This is a genomic window from Candidatus Peregrinibacteria bacterium (assembly GCA_016699755.1).
Lineage (GTDB): Bacteria > Patescibacteriota > Gracilibacteria > CAIRYL01.
Window position 1 is genome coordinate 434,630 of record CP065009.1, and the last position, 20,769, is coordinate 455,398.

General features: G+C 41.1%; 22 protein-coding genes. All 22 read right to left on the minus strand.

The window, feature by feature from the left end:
• Nucleotides 1–6: 6 nt before the first annotated feature.
• Complete coding sequence (locus IPN35_01960; GenBank protein QQS59625.1) at nucleotides 7–582, minus strand: hypothetical protein; 576 nt, start codon at nucleotides 580–582, stop codon at nucleotides 7–9.
• A 75-nt stretch (nucleotides 583–657) separates the two neighbouring features.
• Nucleotides 658–825, minus strand: coding sequence for a hypothetical protein (locus IPN35_01965; protein QQS59626.1), 168 nt, complete (start codon nucleotides 823–825; stop codon nucleotides 658–660).
• Nucleotides 826–881: 56 nt separating this feature from the next.
• Nucleotides 882–1,598, minus strand: a complete 717-nt coding sequence (locus IPN35_01970; GenBank protein QQS59627.1) for an N-acetylmuramoyl-L-alanine amidase — start codon at nucleotides 1,596–1,598, stop codon at nucleotides 882–884.
• A 20-nt stretch (nucleotides 1,599–1,618) separates the two neighbouring features.
• Nucleotides 1,619–2,065, minus strand: a complete 447-nt coding sequence (locus tag IPN35_01975) for a hypothetical protein (GenBank protein QQS59628.1) — start codon at nucleotides 2,063–2,065, stop codon at nucleotides 1,619–1,621.
• Between the two features lie 18 nt (nucleotides 2,066–2,083).
• Entirely contained in the window at nucleotides 2,084–4,474 is a 2,391-nt protein-coding gene (locus IPN35_01980) for a hypothetical protein (GenBank protein ID QQS59629.1), read from the minus strand.
• An 18-nt stretch (nucleotides 4,475–4,492) separates the two neighbouring features.
• On the minus strand, nucleotides 4,493–7,219 hold the full coding sequence (locus tag IPN35_01985; GenBank protein QQS59630.1) for a hypothetical protein: 2,727 nt from the start codon (nucleotides 7,217–7,219) through the stop codon (nucleotides 4,493–4,495).
• An 11-nt stretch (nucleotides 7,220–7,230) separates the two neighbouring features.
• Nucleotides 7,231–8,319: a phage tail protein gene (locus IPN35_01990; GenBank protein ID QQS59631.1), complete on the minus strand. Its 1,089-nt coding sequence runs from the start codon at nucleotides 8,317–8,319 to the stop codon at nucleotides 7,231–7,233.
• Between the two features lie 11 nt (nucleotides 8,320–8,330).
• A complete protein-coding gene (locus IPN35_01995; GenBank protein ID QQS59632.1) occupies nucleotides 8,331–9,272 on the minus strand; it encodes a phage tail family protein in 942 nt (313 codons plus the stop codon).
• Between the two features lie 12 nt (nucleotides 9,273–9,284).
• The gene (locus IPN35_02000; protein ID QQS59633.1) at nucleotides 9,285–11,657 is read right to left on the minus strand and encodes a phage tail tape measure protein; all 2,373 of its coding nucleotides are present in this window, start codon (nucleotides 11,655–11,657) and stop codon (nucleotides 9,285–9,287) included.
• 8 nt (nucleotides 11,658–11,665) lie between these two features.
• A complete protein-coding gene (locus IPN35_02005; GenBank protein QQS59634.1) occupies nucleotides 11,666–11,848 on the minus strand; it encodes a hypothetical protein in 183 nt (60 codons plus the stop codon).
• Between the two features lie 23 nt (nucleotides 11,849–11,871).
• Complete coding sequence (locus tag IPN35_02010) at nucleotides 11,872–12,195, minus strand: hypothetical protein (GenBank protein QQS59635.1); 324 nt, start codon at nucleotides 12,193–12,195, stop codon at nucleotides 11,872–11,874.
• A gap of 15 nt (nucleotides 12,196–12,210) precedes the next feature.
• A complete protein-coding gene (locus IPN35_02015) occupies nucleotides 12,211–12,870 on the minus strand; it encodes a hypothetical protein (GenBank protein QQS59636.1) in 660 nt (219 codons plus the stop codon).
• Between the two features lie 133 nt (nucleotides 12,871–13,003).
• The gene (locus IPN35_02020) at nucleotides 13,004–13,396 is read right to left on the minus strand and encodes a DUF3168 domain-containing protein (protein ID QQS59637.1); all 393 of its coding nucleotides are present in this window, start codon (nucleotides 13,394–13,396) and stop codon (nucleotides 13,004–13,006) included.
• Complete coding sequence (locus IPN35_02025) at nucleotides 13,393–13,740, minus strand: HK97 gp10 family phage protein (GenBank protein ID QQS59638.1); 348 nt, start codon at nucleotides 13,738–13,740, stop codon at nucleotides 13,393–13,395. The genes IPN35_02020 and IPN35_02025 overlap by 4 nt, the downstream gene beginning before the upstream one ends.
• Entirely contained in the window at nucleotides 13,741–14,073 is a 333-nt protein-coding gene (locus tag IPN35_02030) for a hypothetical protein (protein ID QQS59639.1), read from the minus strand. It abuts the gene before it with no gap.
• Between the two features lie 2 nt (nucleotides 14,074–14,075).
• On the minus strand, nucleotides 14,076–14,480 hold the full coding sequence (locus IPN35_02035) for a hypothetical protein (GenBank protein QQS59640.1): 405 nt from the start codon (nucleotides 14,478–14,480) through the stop codon (nucleotides 14,076–14,078).
• A 2-nt stretch (nucleotides 14,481–14,482) separates the two neighbouring features.
• Nucleotides 14,483–15,133, minus strand: a complete 651-nt coding sequence (locus IPN35_02040; GenBank protein ID QQS59641.1) for a hypothetical protein — start codon at nucleotides 15,131–15,133, stop codon at nucleotides 14,483–14,485.
• Nucleotides 15,134–15,144: 11 nt separating this feature from the next.
• Complete coding sequence (locus IPN35_02045) at nucleotides 15,145–15,420, minus strand: hypothetical protein (protein QQS59642.1); 276 nt, start codon at nucleotides 15,418–15,420, stop codon at nucleotides 15,145–15,147.
• Nucleotides 15,421–15,481: 61 nt separating this feature from the next.
• Entirely contained in the window at nucleotides 15,482–16,618 is a 1,137-nt protein-coding gene (locus IPN35_02050) for a DUF5309 family protein (GenBank protein QQS59643.1), read from the minus strand.
• Nucleotides 16,619–16,641: 23 nt separating this feature from the next.
• Nucleotides 16,642–17,310, minus strand: coding sequence for a hypothetical protein (locus tag IPN35_02055; GenBank protein ID QQS59644.1), 669 nt, complete (start codon nucleotides 17,308–17,310; stop codon nucleotides 16,642–16,644).
• Between the two features lie 174 nt (nucleotides 17,311–17,484).
• Nucleotides 17,485–19,722, minus strand: coding sequence for a DEAD/DEAH box helicase (locus tag IPN35_02060; GenBank protein ID QQS59645.1), 2,238 nt, complete (start codon nucleotides 19,720–19,722; stop codon nucleotides 17,485–17,487).
• Between the two features lie 3 nt (nucleotides 19,723–19,725).
• On the minus strand, nucleotides 19,726–20,769 hold the full coding sequence (locus IPN35_02065; GenBank protein QQS59646.1) for a DUF1837 domain-containing protein: 1,044 nt from the start codon (nucleotides 20,767–20,769) through the stop codon (nucleotides 19,726–19,728).

Consider the following 20,769-nt stretch of genomic DNA (forward strand, 5'->3'; position numbering starts at 1 on the left):
AATTCCCTATATTCGCTTGGCCATGAGAGCCTTTTTGATATTTTTCATCATAGTTAAAAGTCGCCCCAATAAAAGTCCTGCTAAAAAAATCAAACTAAATGCACTTAATTCTTTCCCATGTAGCCAAGAGCCAAAAATCCATTTTCTCCCGATTTCAATTACTACATAAAACATAAGGAAAATGACACCAATTTTATCGAGTCGAGAAATAACTTTTTGTGCTTCCTGATCCCAAGTAATTTTAAACATTCTGCCAGTAATTAACCCAAGAATAGTTCCAAAAGTTAGCCCAATGATTGCTAATCTAATGCTTATTTCGTCGAACAATATTTTATAAACAACAATGCCAATAACTATTGCGATAATAATTGCGAATATTCTGAGTCGCTTCAAGAGCTTTTGTTCCACATGTTGTTTGGCAAAAGCTCTTCTCTGTTTTAACTTTTTAAACGCATTCATAATTTTAGTTCCAACATCTCTCAGCTTACCTTTACTGGTCGGGCTGATGAGCTGCAGGCCGAACAAATTTCTGCGCGCTGTAAGCCCTTTATCGAAGAAGCGTTGTATGAACTCAAGGCTCACTTCGACAAAATAGATTATAACGGATTTGTACAATTTTACAAAATTATTTCGAAGGTTTGGTAAGAAAAAAGTGATTTACATCATCTCTTCGGCTTCCACAGCTTCATCCTCGCTCAGTCCATATTCCTCCATAATGTCTCGAATTCTTTCCGCCTGATCGGCATCCATTTCTTGGTTTTTCATGATTTCCTTGATGTCATCTTCGATGACTTCTGCAACAGCAGTTTGAGGGTTGTTGGTCATATTTTTGAAGTTAAAAAATAATGCACCAACATTATGTGTCGAGAAAAAGAATATATCTATCCCATTTTTCGAAGATCGTCATATTTTCTCAAAAATGCCAAAAATCTGCCAACCGAAAGGGATTCATCGACTCCCAAGCGACCATCAGGAAACCCGCTCGCTAATCCTTGTTTTTTCGCCCAGTCAACGGCTGAAAAATATGGATGAGTACGATCAACATCTGTAAAAGGGAGATCTTCGGCTTTGCCGAGAATAACTCGGATTCCCGCCAATAATCCTTTCACTCCGTTGGTTTTTACGGTTTTGAGGTCGTTGTTGATTGATCCCAACTCGATGAGGAATGCCCAGCCTCTGGTATCCCGAACTATCCCTAATCTGCCGAAACGACTTGAAGTATCAGCATGAACGCCTGCATTTTGAATTCCTGTGGCTCGACAGTAGGCATCCAAAATCTTTTCCGCCATTTCTTTGCTCTTTTGACTGCCTCCGTAATAAAAACACATTGCTCCTTTTTCTGTCCTATTCGGGGAGGAGTTTAAGTGACAGCAAAGGACAAGATCATCCGATCCCGCTTTTTTGTTTACCCAGCTGATTTGCTCTTCCAAGGTTAGGTCAAACGGGCAGATATCGGTAAACACCTCTTTTTGAATTTCAGGCAAGACCTGCAAAAGCAGATCTCGAGCGATTACATTTTCCGTTTCTTTGGTTTGCAGGTTTTGTGCTCCTTCGTCTTTCCCTTGAGCATGACCTGCGATTAAATAAAGTTTTGGCATAGTGAATTATTAAAAAATGATTAAATGATGATTTCTTGAGGTTCTTTGTCGATGATTTCAGTCTCTGGTTCTGAAGCCTGAGTATTTTGAGCTTGCAAAAAATCTTCCACCGAAGCGATTTCCACTTCTTCAATGTAAGTCAGAACTTGGCCTTCTTCGGATTCTGTTTTGTTAACGCTTACCGTCAAAGTTTCGGGGTTCTCGATTTCTTTTAGGAGATCGTCGTCGGAGAGCTTTTGAGCTTTGCGAATCTCTTTTCTTTTGGGAACAGCCAGTTTTATCTTCGTTTTTTGCAGAAGTTTATCGGCATCTTCGATGGCACATTCTTTGGCTTTGGGATTTTGCTCTGCAAAGGCATCCCATCCCGAACGAACTAAAATCAGTTCATCGCCGTTGTCTTTATGAAAGAGTACCGTTGCCTCCACTCCTTCACCAATTTCGGCATGTTTGGTTTTGTAGAATTTCATAGTAAGAAAGGTTAAAAATTAATTGATAGGAGCAAAAAAGGTCACAAGCCCGTTACTTGAACACCATTGCTCCAAGTACAGCTTGAAATTCTTTTTAACTTTAGTGGTAAACACGGTTGCCGAGTCCACGACTGAATCAGGCAAGGCATCGTTTACAATTGAGGATCGGACACCATCGTTATCAATGATAATCCGACCATACCTGCTCGGAGTCCCGAGCGAAGTGTTGCGAGTCCATCCCAGTAGATATCCGCCCTTTGGAGCATTGATCTGCTGCTCAAACCCCCATTCCTGATAAACACCTCCTTCGGTTTCACTGGAAGCCACTGTAATAGCAAATCCTTTTTCAAAATTCTGAGGATCAATATTGAAAATAAAAGACTGATAGCTTTTTACATTCACATAAAGATACTGATCTTGATTATCCAAAACTTGCTCAAGGAGCTTATTGCTGATGTCGTAGGCCATGGTTGCCATATCGTTGTAATAAACCTTATTGTAGGAGCTATTGGTATGCCAAATCGGCTTCCCATCAAGCGTAAAACCGTAAGTTCCATACCAAGAAGTCGTGTTTTGACCATTGATCGCTTCAAATGTCCCGTCTACTGGATTAAAAGCGTAGTAATACTGATTAAACCTTTGGTTATTGCTCGTATCGTAGGAACGGCACAGAAATAAGAGCCATGAGCTGTTTTGATTGGAAACAACGACATGATTTTTATAAGTTCCGTAGGTGGAATGTGAAGATTGACCCCAATAAGCGTTGGGCATATCTCCATTGGCATTCAAAATCGACCACTGATTGGCGGAAACATCAAATTTGTAAACATAGCAGTAAGTTTCCGATGAATAGCGAGGACATACAAGAAATATATCCTCAGCATCTTCTTTGACCGTAAACAAACCTCCGAGTCCTTGCCACGGAGTCGCTCCTTGACTGACACTATTTGGAGCGCATCCATACATCCATGGATTTGCATTGTAACTGAACGGCATTTTATTGCCGAGACGAGTGAAAAGATTATCTAGTTTAGTCCATGTCCAGACTCCGATCGTACACACAAAAAGATCGAAGTTTTTGGCATCCATCATGTAGAGCTTCCCGTTTTTTACAACAGCCGCCCAACCTTGCCAGTCCTTTTCCTTATTCGCTTCTGTCGGAACTTTGATCCACTCCACTGTTTTGGCCGTCGGATCAATGTACGGAAAATAGCGATACCCTCGCGAATTGGCATGGAAAGAGTTGTAAATCTGATATCGCGCACAGGATTTTTGCACCTGCATCATGTCATTTTCGTAGCCATAATTCAGCTCATAACACCAGTTTCCAAATTCCACGGGAACATATTTGGCAGTCTCGGTGAAATTTTCCGCAGTATCCATTTCCCATAGAGCTGGTTTTTGCATAGAGCGAGCGCTGTTTGTATCTTGATAATACTTGCTTCCGTACCAGTAAAGTTTGTTATTAGCTCGAAACATTCCCCATGCTCCGCCATTTAACATGCCCTTTGACTGGAGATTGAACGGATTTGCAGTCCAAGAATTTCCCGATAGGCTATATTTCCAAAGCATGCTGTAGTTATTGGTGTTTGATAAATAATGAACATACACATAACCATTAAATATTTCCGAAATATAGTAATTGGAAGAGGTTGGGGCATTGCTAACACTTGCTACTGACCATGTGTTTCCAGCAATACTGTATTTCATAAGTTCGTAACCCGTGGTTTGCATATTTTGATATGGCACGAATACGACACATGTCCCATCCGTTAGCAAGCGGCAATAACTCTGGGACAGACTGGCTGATCCGCCCATAGTGGCGAGTGCCGACCATGCTCCCGTTGTAATGTTGTATCTTACAAAATTTTTACTCGAATCAATTGCGTAAATATAGCCGTTTGAACATACCGTTCCACAGATTGTTCCCGCGACAATACAAGTGGTTTTTTGAGTAAATCTTCCAGTGGTTTGGTCGATTTCCCACATCTCTTTCGTGGTCAGATTGATGAAAAAGAGCCTATTGGTGGTTTCATCATAAAACAGGTTTTCGTAACTGTTTTGAGTGATTTTATTGCGGAGAGTATAGATATCATTTTTATCAAATTCGATAAAGATGCACTGATCTGTTTGATGATCGTATTTGTAGCACCCGAGCGGTTTTTGATCGCCCAGTTTGTAGCTTGCATTACTGCCTTTTCCCTGAGGAAGCGCAAAGAATTTTTTATTCTCAGTATCTTGCACAAGATGAAAGCTGATAGGGCTGTAATTAAAGTTCTGGTTGCTGATATTCAGCCCCTGACCACCTTGCTGAAACCATTTGTAATTATCCCAGCTTGCGAATTGTAGAGCGGAAGGAATCGCATCCTTGAACATCGATCCTCCGCCTCCGATTGTAATATTTGCCATAGTAAAAAAGGTTAAAAATTAATTTGAAACAACAGGTTTTTTGATAATGGAGGAAACATTGCTGTCTCCGTCGTAGTAGATTTGGTAAAAAGTATCTCCTCCGACATTGTGTTCATATGCAAAAAGCTCATCTGCTCGAAGCACTTTATCTTCAGCAAAAATACCGATCTGACCGCTGGTAAAATCGGTTGCGGAAACTTCACTGATCAAAATCCATACCGCTCCGTCTTCGGAGTAATAGTATTTGAAGCTGTTATTATCGCACTCGATCTTCAGAGAGAAAAAGCTATCCGCTACAGGCGTAAACGCCATTTCTTCTCCCAAAATGGTATCAACACCAGCGACGCGTTTTACAAACGAAATCCTTCCGCCTTTGCACTGCAAACGAAGAAAATTATCTGAGTCTTGGCACTTGAAAATAAAGGCACAAACACCGTCGGCTGCCATTTGAAAGCCTCCCCGCAAGGTAAAGTTCACGAATTTATTGCTGAGTCCATCGGTTTTCAAAAGCAAAATTTTCTCTCCCGCACTGGTATCGCTTTGCAATAAACATTTTGTTACTTCATCAATATTTTCCTCAATCGCCCAGATACCGCCACTTGCTTCGTAGATTCTTTCAAAGATTTCCTGATCATCGAATTTGTCGCCGAAGCCAGTGTTTTCTTCGATCTTCACAACCTCTCCCGTGGTATCTCTTTCATAAGTAACCGAAGTCTGTTCAAAAACTACCTGATCAAAACTGGCGATATTTCCGTTATCAAAAAGGGCAATCTGTCCTTCTCCTGTAATAGAGCTGTCCGTTACGCTGATTTGCGTATTGAAATTAATGCCGTCGGTTGAAGTGGAAACAACGATTTGATTGCCGTTAAAGCTGACTTTCAGCCAAAAATCGACTCCGTTGGTAAACGGAAAAGTAACGGTTTGAATAGTGGAAAAAGCTCCGCTGTTTTTTGCCACCACTAGCTCATTGGTAGTGAAGTAAACGAGATAACAGTTATTTGGAGCGGTGTATCGCCATTTGATTCCAGTCGCTCCCGATCCTTGCAACCTGCGAATACGAGCGGTAAAAATACCGTTTTCATAACTACGGCTTTGATTGCCAAGCGAAAGCACGCTGTCTTTATCTCCCGAGGACTCGTTGGTTTTTGTGAATCTTTTAAGTCCAGCGATGTCCTGCATTTCCCATTCTCCCGCAGTATTTGACCAGAATCCGCCCGTAGTGTTGGCCGCTTTGATGATCCTCAGACTATCCACATTGAAATTACAACTGCCGTTGGTATTCGTGGAAAATTCGAAACGAACACGCACAATATTTCCCAAAGTAGGAGTTCCGACGCTTGCTAAGGAACTGACTGGGATTTTGATTTTATTCCATCCGCTTCCTGTAATCTGCGAGAGAAAATTAAAATGAAAATAATTTGAAGCAGGCGTTGTTGATCCAAGCTGAATCGTTGCCATGTCGGTGTTTGGCAGATCGGTAACAAAGAACCAAAATTCCACGGTATCCGAACCTGAAAAAGCGGATAGATTTTTCCCCGTAGCAAATTCAATAAGCAGTGTTCCTGTACTATCCAGAGATAATTCGCGTTTGCGGGACTGTGCGCCTTCATTGTATTCGACTGTATCAAACGATCCGCCGATATAAGTTTCTCCCGCTTCGTTTTCGAAACTGGTGATTTTTTTGTAATACGACTCATAGTTCTGAAAGGTATCGTTTACCACTTCGATGTTTTCCGAGCTGACTTCATCTGCGTCTTCCTGATAGAAAAATCTCGTCATGATTCCTTTTTCGGAAACCGCTTCGGTTTGACCTGAAGGCAGATAAAAGTATGCGGGGCTTTCTGTTATGCCGCTTTGATTGGGATCAGTCGCGTGTTTATGCAAATTGGTAAATCCGCCTCCCACCAAGATGTTCAGGTTAGAAGCGGAAACATCAGGAGAAATGCCATCCAATGCCTGATCAATCTCGTCGGCTGTCGCATCAATGTTGGCAAGTTTCTGCAGATCAGCTTTTGTTAAACCCGCCACTTCATGAAGAAGGTTCAGCTCTGCCGCTGTAACCAGAGTGCCAGTGAGGGTGCGATTGAATTCCTCTTTGGTAACCGTAGTATCTTCAAGAATATTGAGATCAAAACTGGAAGCCAAAATACCATCCAATGCGAGATTGATTTCGGAAATAGTGGCAGTGAGTCCTTTTGGTACGGCTTTGAAAGCTACCCGCAAACGGTGATCTGTGATTTTTTCCTGCGTCACCTCGGTAAATCCGCTTTCGACGGTTATGGTAGCCAGTAGAAGTTTGTTTTGCAGTCCTGCTCCCGCTTCTTGCACGACCAGTTCTCCGATATTGGAGGCGGTGGCATTGATAGTTTCCGCATTCATATTGGCAGAAGGAATAGAACAGCAGATTTCAAAAGTCTTGTCCGCTCCCGAAGTGTTATCGGGAATGAGTAAAGAAGTTTCAGCGAGATTTTGAAACCGCAAAACCAAGGAGTCCGCGACATCATCTCCGTCGGCATCATTGGCTCTTTCCGCTCGAAAATACGCCACACCTTTTCGAACGATCACGGTTTTATCGGGACTGCTTTGTGCGAGCACTTGTAAATCTGATCCCACCGCTGAAGGTGAAGGCGCGTCATTGTTGGCATCGACTACGCCATCGGTAAAAAAATCGCGTTCGACATTTTTGAGGTCGATATCCTGCCAAAAGGTGTTTTTTGAATTGAGATAGGAAACTCTGTTTGCCATAGTAATAAAAGTTAAGATTCTAAATCAGTTATGCGCCCCGCCAGTTCCGCGAGCTGTTCCTCGTCGTTTTTGACTGGCTGAACGCCTTCTTCCGCTATCTTGATCTGGATTTTTTCCTCGTTGTTTCGCCCTACGGAAACATTGATCTCCAAAATACGATGAACCTGATCAAAATCGAGAAGCGCATGTTTGATAATGACCCGCACGCGATCGCCAATGCCGTACTCAAAAAAATCAATTTTGGAGGTGGCAGGCTCAATCGTGGGAATCACTTTTTCGGGTTTATGAAAATCCAGCAGTTCTTGTGTGACGCGATCCAGCGTGGCTTGGTCTTCAATCTGCGTAAAATGTCGTACTTTTTCCAAAAGCCCGAATTTGGCAATTGACTCGGCATCCTCTTTGACAGAAGACACGATGCGGTTTTTTCCGTAACAGACCACGCGGTTAAAAAGCTCTTTGCCTTCCTCTAAAAGCGTGAAATTGTCGATGGAATTGGCGTTTTGCAGATTGCGGATAAAACGGAAAATGACTTTTGCCGTACGGTCTTCACCGATTTGTTTTTTGAAATTCAAACGAAAATTCACATCAACGGAAAGTTCTCCGCCCGTAGCTTCCGCTATTTTTTCCCATGCTTTCAAAGCCGCAATATCCTCAAAATCATGAGAAAAAAATTCGGTAATATCGGTCAAGCCAGCGGAAACAAAAGTGTCATCTTCGGCGTTGACTTTGGTATTCAACAATTCAAAAACCGCCGCTCCGCCTTGCCAATTGGTAAAACTGCGAGACACCGTGCGTTTATCAAAAAGCTGCAGGAGTCCATTGCATCCGACTTCCAAATGATTCTCATCAACAATCCGCACCGCTTCGATGTACCCGACCCATACTTTACGAATATCCGTGCGATCTTTGGGATTGACCCTGTAGATTTCAACGCGGTTATGTTTCTGAAAGTTTTCGTGTTCGGCGCGAGGATGAGAAAGCGGCAAACGAAACTTGGCGGTATCTCGACCGCCGATGGTCAGTTTGAAATTCAAGTCCTGCGGATCAAGAATCTTGCTGAATGCCATATTTTCCCGATTTAAAATGTTGATGGAATACATATTTTATAAAGTTAAAGCCAAGTATCCGACCATGAAAGTCGGCAGTACGAAGGATTATCGACAGGAGGAACACCGCTTTCCTCAAGAAAAACCACTTCGTTTTCTCCTGTCAGGAGATAGAAAAACTCGCTGTTATTGGACAGTACCAGTAAAGCGTCTTCGCTTGATCCATCGGTACGGTGAATAGTTGCCGTACCTTGAAGCACATCGATTTCCAAAGTATCCGTATCGGAAAGCGTGCAGATAAACTGCATAAAAACGCCGTAAGTGCGGTTCAGAATTTTAGGATTTAGGCAGGGCGCATGCACGGTAATATGCGGAGAAGCCGCAAAGTTTCCCGCATTGGAAAGCATTTTTTTGTACACATAATCCCAGCTTGTGCAAAGCGGGAGCTTAGTCGGAAGCGTAATTTGCGCGCCCAGTACATCGGCTTTGACCTCAGGAGCAGTTTTGAGTTCTTGGGAAAGCTTGCGCGGTTCTTTGCATTTGAGCGCTACCATAAAATTCCGCACATAAGGAAACCCGAATTCTTCCGCGTACTCAGGCATCTGTTCCACTTTGGCAAAGACCTTTTTGGCAATGCCGTCTTCCTCGGTAAAAAGCAATTCACGATAGCCGTCATCTTTGCTCGGTACGGCACTGGTCGTGAACGCTTTTTGAAATTTATCCACCAGTTGCACCATTTTGATGCGATCGGGAGCGATGAGTTGCCCTGTAAACACAATCGCTCGTTTTCCTACGAAAGTATCGTAGTCAAGCATTCCATGCATGCCTTGGCGGGATTCTTCGCTATGCCGAAGCTCGGGTGAATGGAATCCGCTTGGTGTTTCTGTCAGGCTGATAAAACATCCTTCCGCCCGCTCGGATTCATTGGCAAAAACAACGCCCGAAAGTGCATCGCGAGTGTGGTCGTTGAGAGTAATGCCGTTATATTGATAAGTTATTCCAAGCATAAATAAGAAAAATTAAACAAAACGCGCCCGCCAAGAAAGCTCGCGAGCGGCAATAGAAAAATCCACCCCTTCACGGATATTTTGAGTGATGGTTTGATGCACAGTTCTTTGATTATTGTGCGTGGTATTTGCACCGACCAGTCCGCCTTGGCTGTAGCCACGCATTCTGACTCCTTCCAATTGCGAAATCACGCCTGCGTATTTATCGACCATCCACGCGGGAGCAACCCATTCTCCGCCATGCACGACACCTGCCACTTGCTGTTTATTTCCAAAAGTAAATCCGCCAACCGACCAGCTACCGCTTGCGCCGACTGAGGCTTGCTCGCTTTTGAAAATATTGATTTTATCGAGTGCTTTTTGAATCCATGAAATAATTCCGCTCACCGTGTTTTGAATGGTGTTGAATACGCTCGTCACAATATTCACCACATTATCCCAAATGGAACGCCACGCGTTTCCAATAATACTGATGCCTCCATAAAAGAGGTTTGCCACTGCTTCAATGCCTCCTGTTACTAAATCTTTGATCGCAGTCCAAGTGTTGTTCGTGAAGTCTTTAATGGCATTCCATGTTGTGTTCCAAGCGGTATTAACTGCATCCAATCCTGCATTGAAAACCTTTTTGATCGTATTCCAAATCCCTTCAAAAAATGCGACGATCCCGTTCCATACTTTTTCTGAAAATCCTTTGACCGCTTCCCATGTTTCGATGGTTTTGGCTTTGATGGCATCCCAATTTTGAACGGTATAAATCAGAACTTCACTGAGTCCGAAAGTGATCACGGCAAATGCCGCCCGTACGGCAATTTCCAAATACGGTTTGATCCATTCCCAAAAAGAGGAGACTGCTTGTTTGATCTTATCCCAGTTTTGAACCGTTAAAATCACCAGCTCGGAAAGTCCGCCCGTCATCACTCCAATCACAATTCTCAGTGCGGTTTCAATATACGGCTTCAAAAATTCCCATGCTTTCATGGTAAATTCCACCACTTTATCCCATACGCCTTTGACGAATTCCACGATGGTATCCCAGTTTTTGAATGCCACATAAATGCCTGCGATAATGGCGGCAATGGCAATAAAAGGTGCGGCAGCTACCGCAACAGTGGCGATTAAACTTCCCAAAGAAACAACAAGGGAAGGAATTACGGAAATAGCCAATCCCGTCAAAACAGCACCCAAACCCACCAATGCGCCTTGCACCCAGTCATTATTGGCAACCCAGTCTTTGAACTGATTGATCAGCTCGGGAATCTTGTCGATGAAGGCGGTCACCGCCTGCAAGGCTTGATTCAAAGCTGGAAGTAAGGCGCTACCGACTTTGATGCTTAGCACTTCGAGATTGTTTTTCATGGTCTGCCACTGGGCAGAAACGGTATTTTTTTGTTTTTCAAAAGCTTCGGTCACATCTTCCGTGCCATTTTTCATCCCTTTCAAAGTTTCCAAATATGCTCCATTAAGTCCTCCCGAAAGCTGAATAACGGCATTGTAAGCTTCGGTAGAGCCGAAGATTTTCAAAATAGCCGAGTCGTTTCCTTTAACAGACTCGGTAATGGCTTTGAATGCATTGACCATACCGCCTTTTTTATCGATCAGATCTTTGAATGATTTCGCCCCCAGTTGATTGAGAACATCCGTCAGTTCTTCACTTTCTCTGGTTACTCCTGCAATAGCGGCTTTTAGCTGAGTGTGAGCTTGCGCGGCAGGCAGACCCGTTGTAGTAAGTGCAGCAACCGCACTCAAATATTCAGGAAGCTCAATGTTGGCATTGGCAACCGTTCCCGCGACCGCTCCGAATCCCTGAGCCAAATCGGAGATGGTTGTTTTACCTACTTTCGTGGTTTCAAAAATATAACCGTAAACATTCTGTAGTTCTTCACCTTTGAGTTTGAATGCATTGATGGAAGAGGTAACGATATCGACGGTTTCCGCAGTCGTACCAAGTCCCGCCATACCAAGCTGAGCGGATTTTTCAAGAACTCCCAAAGCATCATCCGCAGAAATACCCGCACTGCGAACTTCATAAAGAGCATTGGTCAGATCGGAAATTTGCACAGGAGTTCTTTTGGCAATATCCAAGACGGCATTGCCCATCGCTTCCATACTTTCGGTATTGGTATCCACGATCGTGGCAATATTGGTCATACCTTTTTCAAATTCCACCGCATTCTTTACGGAAATCGCGAGTCCTGCGGCAACTGCCGTAGCTGCGGCCGCAATTCCCATCAAAGCCGCGTGAGATACTTTGGAAGCCGCCTCGGCATTGCGCCCGAATCCTTGGACTTCTGCAGTGGCGCTTTTGAGCGAAGAAGAAAGCTCACTGGTGTATCCAGTGATTTTGATTCCAAGCTCTCCGATGATGTTGGTCATTCCAAATGCCATGGGCTTTTTTATGGGTTAAAGGTTTTCTTGATATCCTGCATCACGCTCTCAGGCTCTCTTTTTTCTTTCGGCGTTTTGCCTTTTTCGGCTTCGAGCATGGTCATGAGGCAGGCGTAGTACATGAGAAACTGGCGGTAAGTGAGACGAAGCAGTTTCCAGTGATCAAATCCGCCGTTGTAGTATCTGATCATCTGAGCGAATATCTCGCCGAGTTTTACTTTTTTGCTTCCGACTCCTTGAGGCTTTTTTTTAAACCCAGTTCCTGTAGTGGCTCAAAAAGCCACATGATAAAAGAAACGCAGGTTTTGAAGCCCCAGCTTTCAATCTCTTTTTTGCTGATGTCGTTCTCATCTTTCAGCACGAGAAAAATCTGCTCCACGATGGTTTGAAATTTACTCTCGTTCGATCGTTCCAGTTTTTCAAACTCGAGCATGGTCTTCATTTTGATATCGGGAACACGGTATTGTTTACCCCCGATTTTGAAGATGTCTTTTTCGGAGAGAAGCGCATCCGAATCCGCGTCAAATATTCTGCTCATAGGAAAAAAATTAAATTATGAAATACTTTGCTCGTCGATGATCTCCTTGACTGATCCTTCAAGTTCCATTGAACAGACCATGATGTCATCGGAATCATCCGCCTGAAAAGGCGTAGTGAGCGGTTTAATGTTGGTGACATTTTCAAGATCAATGCGAAGCTCTTTGCCTTCGTTATTGAGATTAATAATGCGAGCGACTTTGTAGGTTTTCGTTCCGCCCGTATTGAAAGTCATCTTTTTGCTGACATTCGGCGTATAGGTGTAATCAATAAGGACAGTCTGCCCATCTGTGATGGTACTGGTATCGGTTCGAGCAATACGGGTAAATCCGTCAGCGCCGAGTTGCACGGTGTAATGCGTGTTTTTAACATAGGTGGTTGTGCCTGCGGCGTTTGTCACCACGATATTGGTAGCAATCGATCCATTACCGTTCTTTTTCGTGAGTGCTTTTCCCGCAACTCCCGAAAGTACAGCGGATTCGTCCACCACATTGACAGCAGTCCCAGCAATATCTGTTTTAATTACCAATCCCGCATCGGTCTGAGCGAAAGTGGTAATATCAATTTCCGCCAGATCAAAAACAAATGAAGCTTTTCTTCCGTTTTTGAATTTCTTGATGGAAGGAACATTGTCGAAAGCTACTTCGATATTTTCCGCTTTATGCTCGAAAGACATGTTGCGGATCGCTCCGATATTCACGAGTGAACTGAAATCGTCGCCGATGTAGAGTGTGACTGAGCCGTAGCGCAGTGCTTCTCTTTTTTGTAAATTGGTTTGAGACATAGTGAAAAAATTAAAAGGTAATAAATTAAGCGCGTAAGTACGCAAAGCGGAAATCCAAGATGATGCGTCGAGCCGAATGATCTTCATTGAAGTCATCCGCAACGATGTCGAGCCAGACGGATTTCACACTGAATCCTGTCCCGCCAAGGTCGCCCTTGAAACGGTTCAAGCGGTTGATAACAGCTTCTTTGAGCGTTTCCATTTGATCTTCATCCTCAAGGTGTCCGACAAGATCAAGCTGAAAGCGTTCGGTAGTAAGATCAATATCGTTTTTATTTGCCGAGGTAATTCGCTGATAGGAGATAAAGGGAAACTCCGAACCTTGCGGTGCAAACGAACGATAAATCCGACCAGCAACAATTCCCGCGATAGCAGAATCGTTTTTGAGGTGTTCGTAGATGGCGGTTTTTAGGTTCATTTGAGTGCTTGGTTAAAGGTTTGCCAGATATCTTTGCCGTTTTCATCGATGGTTTTGCGGAACATTGCCCGAGGCTTCATTTTGCGAGTGCCGAATTCCACGAAGGGTGCGTATTCCACATTTGTACCAACAACGGCTTCGGTTCGATCAGATTTTTTGGCGAAAAGTTGCGTATTGATACTGGAACGGAGATTGCCCGTATCCACGGGGGTATTCTTTTTTACAAAGTATTCCGCTTTGAGACCTGCTTTCATGGTCGCGCTTTCATTGCGTTTCACATACTTTTCCACGCCCTTACTGAGCGCGGTGATAACCCGATTGATTCCTGTGACTTGAATGGCCATTTAACGAATATGATTAAGTTGTAATTCCATATGATGAGCCGTATCTTTGCCGTTGATTTCGGCAACGAAGGCAATCTCGTACTCATCTCCATTGATCTCCGCTTTCATTTTTTCCGTGATCTCTCGACCCGCTTCGATATAAAGAGTGAATTCTCCACGGACATATTTCTCAAGGTTTTCCAGTCCGACTTTTGTCGTACCGCGATTGGCTGTCAGCCGAGCGGGTAAGGCGGTGTATTTATCTGTCCAGACTTTTTTGACGATGCCGCCGATATTGCTTTCGGTGCATTCTTTGATCGTAGCCGTTTGTGTAAGTAAATTGAGAAAGCTCATAATTATTCGGTAAGAAGGTTTATTTTCCCTGTCAGTTTGCGCATTCCTTTGAGAAGGAGTTTGGCTCTTTCGGGAACGAGTTCGACGGCTACGGATGTTTTTTTGTAGCTGTAACCGCCAATGCTTTCCTCAGTGATTTCACCTTCAAGTGTCGGTGCGCCTTGCAAATACAACTGTTCGACGATAACAAGAGTGGCATCAGCGACTTCGCGAGGAATGGTTTCTTCGCCTGCAGTGGGAAAGAGTCGAGGTTGTGTTTCATCAGCTTTTTCCCAAAATCCGCAATACGCATCTATCGTTGCTTCCGCTTCCAGAATGAGTTTTTCAAGGAACGCATTGGGTTTGAGATTGATGCCGACCGCTCTCGACTTTAATTTGACCTCCGTTGGTGTGATGTAAGTCGACATAGTTATTGCAAAGTTAAACCTTGATAAGTAAGCCCTGAAAGCTCGCCATTGAGTTCTCCGAGCGTTCGTTCCGCATCAATGACCGTTTCCACGAGCAGAGCATTTTGCAGGCACAAAGTGGCGTTGAGCATTTCATTGGGAGTCGTGAAAGATTTTCCGTCGAATACGCTGGTCGCCGAACCGCTCAAACCTTCCACGCGAGGTGAATGCCACAGGGCAAATTTGGCAACGACGGGAGTTGGTACTTCCGCCGCCTTCCAGTCCATTTCATAGCCTGAAATGATCTCTTTGAGTGTGTTTGCAAACAGATCTTTGATCTCGTAGGTTTTGAGGCTGGAAAAATCCCGAGCGACAAAATCCAGCATCTTTTTTCTCCAGACAGTGATTTTTTTGACCAACATATCCCGAAACAAAGCGTTTCGTGCAGGGTCATTGGAAACCTTCATGCGCGGAATGTGGTAATTCATCAGCCGCTCGGAAGTGGAAAAGAAAGCATGGCTTCGAGGATCGGTCACTTCGTTGGGTTTGATTTTTTCCTGTAGATACTTGAGTCCTGTTTGGCCAAAAGCAAACGCGAAGAAAAGCACAATCGCCACCAAGGTGAGAGTCACTCCGTAATCCTGCAAAAGTTTGATAATTTCTGTGATCTCCATGGGATAAAAAATTATTTTTTAGAAGTTTGAGCGGGTTTGCCGTCGGATTTTTTCGGATCAGTTTTCGGCGTTTGGTCTTCGTCTTGATCCTCATCTTCATCCTTTTTGGAAGCGTCTTGTTTCAAGGCTTCCGCTTTGCTTTTAACTTCCTCAATGTCCTCGGGGAAGCTTTTGGCAATTTCCCGAAGCCTTGTGATTTCTTGCTGGTCTTCGGTTTCATACTCTCCGCGTGAGACGGATTTTTTGTCGGATACGCCGACCGCTGAAGTTTTGATAATAAATTTCATAGCAATGTAAGTTAAAAAGTAAGAGAAAGGAGGGGGACAATTTGCCACCCCCCTTTGAGTTTTAGCTGATGCCGTACAAACGAGCGCAGTCGGTCACCGTATCTTTGACTCTAACGGTCAATTGACCTTGTAAGGTCTCTTTGAGCGTTCGAGAGTTGGCAGGTTCTGGTGCGAAACGAAGTTTGTCGTCTACAAACCAAGTTTTTCCGAGTTTTCGGGTGTTGATGATGTACATTTCCCCGAATGAATTTCTGAGGAAAGGATCAGCCACGATATCCAAAACACCCACACCTTCACCTTCGTAACGATCCACGAAGTTGCCCGCGATTCGTTCCTCTCGGGTGTATCGGGTATTGGAAGCATTAAAAGTGTTGATGATGCTTTTGATATCAGGAGAACACAAAATGGTATTCGGACTACCTCCGCGACGAGCCATTTCGAGAAGCACATTTTTGAGGTGTATTTCGGTAAAAGCTCCACCGATGTTGTAATTGAAAGCACCCGCAGTGTTTTCGATGAAGTGTTTTAAGCCGCCGAAAGAACGAGGCGTTGTTTTTGAGCCAGCCGAAGGTTTTCCAAAAAGGATCGCCTGATTCAGTTTTTTCAAAGCCCGAGTCATCGCTTTGGTTCGTTCTTCGTTGAGCTTGTCGGTGATATCAAGGTATTTCTGCTTTTGAGCGGTAATCGAAAGCTCGATCGGCTCTTCCACGATTTGCGTGTAGTTGATCTGCTCGATGGTATCTTCCAAAAGATTATCTCCATCTACAGTGCCTTCCACTTGCGCATTACCGAGAATGTAAACGACAGTGCCTGCGGTATGTGCAGCTCCTGTCGTGCCTCCGTGGCCACGAGTGTAAACATCGATAGTAAATCCCGTACGATTAACGGATTTCACCACGACATACTCGTTGTTGATACGAAGCACATCTCCCACATTTACGAGCTGAGCAAAGTCGCTGGAGATAGGCAGTGCAGTGGTATCCACTCCATCAGCCCAGCCACCAGTGCCGACTTGTCCTTCAAGGGCGTAGGTTTTGGCATCGTACCATTTGATTTTAGTGGTATTGATTGGTTCAAATTCGGGAAATAAATCCAGCGAAGTTGTAAGTTTTGGATCGATCTGTATGGCAATTCCTTTTACGAGTTCATCGAGAAAAGGGCTGTCGTAGGTCGAATATTTTCCAGTTATGATTGGCATGGTAAGAAAAATTAAAAGTTAAATTAGGATTGTTGGCTTCTAAGAACCACGATTTCCTGACCCAGTTTCATGATCTCCCGACGCTCGCTTTCAGTGAGAAATTCACCTTTGGATTGGCGAGCCATCAGCTCATCATAGCGTTGTTTTTTGCTTTCAAAATCAGAGAGATTTTTGGAATTGGGTGGAATAGGAGCACCTGTTGAGCTTTTTGCATCACTGAGCAGACTGCGGTTTTTGGCGATGTATTTCAGCTTCGCGACCACAGAAAGTTCATCTGGGATCAAAGATTTCTTGTCCTCGGGAATCTTTTCGAGTTCCGAGGTTAAAATTTCGCCGAGAGTTTCTTCGTACTGAGTGAGTTGATCTTTGGATTTGCCAGCCGATTCCAGTTCCTTGTCTTTTTGCGCAAGGAGTTCTTGATATTTTCCTTGTTCCTCAAGCTCTTTTTGCTTTTGTTTCTCTTCGGCTTTTTGGCGTTTTTCCAAGTCTTCTTTGTACTTGTTTTTTTCCTCGATTACTTCGCGGAAACGACTCATCGGGATCATTTGCTCCTGTGTTTTATCGTCAGCACCTGACGAGGGCTGTTTACCGTCTTGACCAGACGCTGAGGGAGTTTTATCGACTTTCCCATCCTTGTTGTCGGCAGGAGTTTTTACGCCATCCTGATCGGCGGGATTAGCTTGAGTTGTCATAGGAATAAAAGATTAAAAATTAATGGTTATTTTGAGCGGAACACAAAAAAAAGACCCGCTCCTTGTTCGCAATTTTTCGCGAACGAGTTGGTCTTTAAGACTCTGCACGACTACCAGCTATTGGTAGCCCTGTACTAAAATGGTATCAGAAAAAAAGAAGAAAGCAAATAGATTTTATAAACAATTGAAAATTTTATCTTTTTCATATTGAAGTAATTCATTGCTTGCCAAAGATACTTCAACCACTTTTTTAAGAATTTCATCTTCTGATAAATCCTTATCAAGGCTACTAGCGATTTTATTTATTGCAGAAGTAGGTATTCCATATTCTGACAATATGGTTAGATTATCTCTCACAAAATCATTTTCAATTTTAGCTGCATATACAGAATAATTTCCAGAAGTAACCCCTTTTTTTTCGCATGCATATTTTTGCAATTCATTCATTACACTAAGCCATTTTGGTATTTTATATTGAAACCAATGCCTTAGAATATTAAAAATCTCTTCTATGGATTGATTTAAAAGTTCATCATCTGTTTTATTTTGATTATTATGATTTTTACTATAATTAAAATTTTTTTGAACCAAACTAAGAATGCTACCATTCCTACCATATTCTGAAACTAAAAAAACCAACTGATCCAGACTCTTTACTTTCGGAGATTCACCTTTTTTCATTAAATTTTTCCAGCACAATTCTAATAAAAATTTAATTTGAATATAGGATGGTGCATAAGTCCAATTCAATAAATCGTAAATTTTATAGTTTTCATTTCCTGCTTTTGTAGTAACAGAATAAACTTTATCCAAATCTATAATAATATCTAAAATTTGCTTTTGTCCTTTGATTAAAATTCCATTTTTTTGAAAGAGAATGCGCTGATCTTCTGGAATTTTCATCAAATCTTTGTATTGTTCGGTTTCTTTAGTAGTAGGTTTTATATCCTCATCCTTTAATCCATTTAGAACTTCATCTTTAATAGGAGATTGTTGATGAAAAGGTATATCGATAATCATTTCCTCCTTTTTTTTGGGAGGTGAATTAAAATTAAATACTCTTCCGACATAGTGAACCATCATTCTTCCCGATCTTCCTTTAATATTAGAATAATCAAAAAAATCAATTAGTGTCTTCTTCCCTTTAGTTTTATCAAAAAATATCACATTTTTTGCACTTGTATTTACTCCTTCAATAATAGTTGATGTGCAAAATATATATTTAAGTTTTTTGTCATTAAAATAATCTATCATTGAAGAGTTTATATGTTTCGGTAATGCTCCATCATTAATACCTATTTCGAACTCTAGGCATTTTATTAAATTCCATTGAGGGCTAACATTTTGTTTGATCCATTCTATCAACGGTAAAGAATCTTTTTTTTGAATATTTTTTGTCTCTAAAAAAGTACAAAAATTATTAGAAAGTTCTCGAACTCTTGATGGAGAAGAGCAATATATAATGGTTTGTTCATCTATTAATTCAAAAAGTTTTTCAAATAAAACATTTTCTTTGTATCCTTTATATTTCCTTGGTTTATCAAATTTTTCCTTTTGTCCAGAATAAACATCTATGGTTTTGTTATCAATTAACGAATAATTAGTCTTATAAAAAACAGCATTATATTTTTCTTCAAAGCCACAGGAAATATTATCAATATTTGGGCCCAAAAGATAAAATTTAGGAACTGGGTCTTGTTGCAATAATTTATAAAAAGAATTATTCAAAATATCCGATCTTTCATCGTCTCTTTCTGCACTTAATTTATAAAATTCATCAATAACAAAAAAATCTATTATAGGTAAATTTTTATATTCCATTACCCTTTCAGCAGTAAGCAAAAATAAATTTCCTTTCTCTTCTGAATATTCTTGTGAAGTTCTTACGATAATTTTGTATTTTTCCTTGTATTTTTTAAGCTTCTTTCTTGTTTCATCTAGCAAGGCAAGGGTTGGCTGAATAACTACAATATTTTTAAATTTTTTACTTGCTACAATTTCTTCAATTAAAAGACTTTTTCCGAAACTCGTTGGAGCACTAACAATAAGATTTTTCCCACTATCTAAAATACTTTTCAAATATTTTTGTTGTTCATGAAAATATTTATCTCCTAAATTTTCTGACAAATGACAACCTTTTCTAATTTCTCCAGCTAAGTTGTTAAACTGTAATTTTTCTTTTTCCTTTTCTAGATATGGGTAAAAACCTGCCGATTCTATCAAATCTGTCCAAATCTCATATGTTTCTTTCGGTAACTTTACCCAATTATCTAAAATATAAATAATTATTTTTCTTCCTTTTTCTTCATCAATTCTTAGTAAAACTGAAGTAATTTTTGCAAAAGAAAAACTTTCATCTATTGAAATAGAATCCTGTCTTTCTATTGCTGATATTACTTCTTCAATTTCCATAATTTATGAGTTTTGTTGATGAAAAAGTTTTGTATGTAGTCTTTTTACAAGTTCTTTTTTCGACGGAACGGGAAAAAGCATTAAAATAACATTTAAATTTGTTGAAATTGGTTCTCCAGAGTTTTCATAGGATTTTTTTAATTCTTCAATTTTTTTATCAAAAGATTCTTTCAAATTATTTATTTCTGTCTCATATTCTTTTTTAAATTCTTCGGTATTTTCATCTGTATTGTTTTCAAAAACTTTTGAAGTATATGTACATAAAAGTGGTATAGTTACTGATTTAAATAAGTCTTCCATTTTGCCTTTACCTGTTTGAATTTTGTCTAATTCAGAAAACCAAAAGTCTTTTTCTTTCAAAAATTGTTCGTATTCATTTTTTGTATTTTGATCTTCATAATTTTCTATTTTGTAAAAATTATCTGATTTTTTTCCAATCAAAATGAATTCACGCCTTAAAAAGTCATTTTTAAAATGTTCTTCAATATCTCCAATAAGTGCTTTTATCCCACTTTCACCATCTTTATAAAGTTTAGATTCCCCCAAATACAAAGATTTATTTGAAGAATCTTTAATACAATTACCTATATGTATTGCATCAAATCCATGAACAGTAATGCCATCACTATCTTTCAAATGAATTTTAGAAATAAGAGGAACTGTCTTTATAAAGTCTCTTAAAATAAGATGAAGAATTATTTCTCCAAACTCACCTCTTTTTAAATAGCTATCTGCAATTTCATCTTCATATTCAGAGTCTTCATCAACATATTTTTTCTTTGCTTCTTCAAAGATTTTTCTATCTGAATTGACGGTAATTTTATAGATGGATTTTGCAGCTTCGATTAACTTTCTCCTATCATAATTTTTTAATATTCCTGTATGATAGCCAAAAGAAAAATCGACCAAGACATCTAGTAAATAGTCTACTAAATGATCATATCTATATTTACCAATATCAAATCCAACACAATATGCCCTTAAATCAGCATTTGATATATGTTCTGATATTACATTTGTTGAATTGAATACTGATGATTGGTTCAT

Coding starts and splice junctions, on each gene's coding strand:
- IPN35_02020 (QQS59637.1), bottom strand. CDS start 13,396: ATGAACCTAAAAACCGCCATCTACGAACACCTCAAAAACGATTCTGCT.
- IPN35_02010 (QQS59635.1), bottom strand. CDS start 12,195: ATGAGCAGAATATTTGACGCGGATTCGGATGCGCTTCTCTCCGAAAAA.
- IPN35_01995 (QQS59632.1), bottom strand. CDS start 9,272: ATGCTTGGAATAACTTATCAATATAACGGCATTACTCTCAACGACCAC.
- IPN35_02060 (QQS59645.1), bottom strand. CDS start 19,722: ATGGAAATTGAAGAAGTAATATCAGCAATAGAAAGACAGGATTCTATT.
- IPN35_02030 (QQS59639.1), bottom strand. CDS start 14,073: ATGAGCTTTCTCAATTTACTTACACAAACGGCTACGATCAAAGAATGC.
- IPN35_02025 (QQS59638.1), bottom strand. CDS start 13,740: ATGGCCATTCAAGTCACAGGAATCAATCGGGTTATCACCGCGCTCAGT.
- IPN35_02035 (QQS59640.1), bottom strand. CDS start 14,480: ATGTCGACTTACATCACACCAACGGAGGTCAAATTAAAGTCGAGAGCG.
- IPN35_01990 (QQS59631.1), bottom strand. CDS start 8,319: ATGTATTCCATCAACATTTTAAATCGGGAAAATATGGCATTCAGCAAG.
- IPN35_01980 (QQS59629.1), bottom strand. CDS start 4,474: ATGGCAAATATTACAATCGGAGGCGGAGGATCGATGTTCAAGGATGCG.
- IPN35_02005 (QQS59634.1), bottom strand. CDS start 11,848: ATGATCAGATACTACAACGGCGGATTTGATCACTGGAAACTGCTTCGT.
- IPN35_02050 (QQS59643.1), bottom strand. CDS start 16,618: ATGCCAATCATAACTGGAAAATATTCGACCTACGACAGCCCTTTTCTC.
- IPN35_01975 (QQS59628.1), bottom strand. CDS start 2,065: ATGAAATTCTACAAAACCAAACATGCCGAAATTGGTGAAGGAGTGGAG.
- IPN35_02015 (QQS59636.1), bottom strand. CDS start 12,870: ATGTCTTTCGAGCATAAAGCGGAAAATATCGAAGTAGCTTTCGACAAT.
- IPN35_02045 (QQS59642.1), bottom strand. CDS start 15,420: ATGAAATTTATTATCAAAACTTCAGCGGTCGGCGTATCCGACAAAAAA.
- IPN35_01985 (QQS59630.1), bottom strand. CDS start 7,219: ATGGCAAACAGAGTTTCCTATCTCAATTCAAAAAACACCTTTTGGCAG.
- IPN35_02055 (QQS59644.1), bottom strand. CDS start 17,310: ATGACAACTCAAGCTAATCCCGCCGATCAGGATGGCGTAAAAACTCCT.
- IPN35_01970 (QQS59627.1), bottom strand. CDS start 1,598: ATGCCAAAACTTTATTTAATCGCAGGTCATGCTCAAGGGAAAGACGAA.
- IPN35_02040 (QQS59641.1), bottom strand. CDS start 15,133: ATGGAGATCACAGAAATTATCAAACTTTTGCAGGATTACGGAGTGACT.
- IPN35_02065 (QQS59646.1), bottom strand. CDS start 20,769: ATGAACCAATCATCAGTATTCAATTCAACAAATGTAATATCAGAACAT.
- IPN35_01965 (QQS59626.1), bottom strand. CDS start 825: ATGACCAACAACCCTCAAACTGCTGTTGCAGAAGTCATCGAAGATGAC.
- IPN35_02000 (QQS59633.1), bottom strand. CDS start 11,657: ATGGCATTTGGAATGACCAACATCATCGGAGAGCTTGGAATCAAAATC.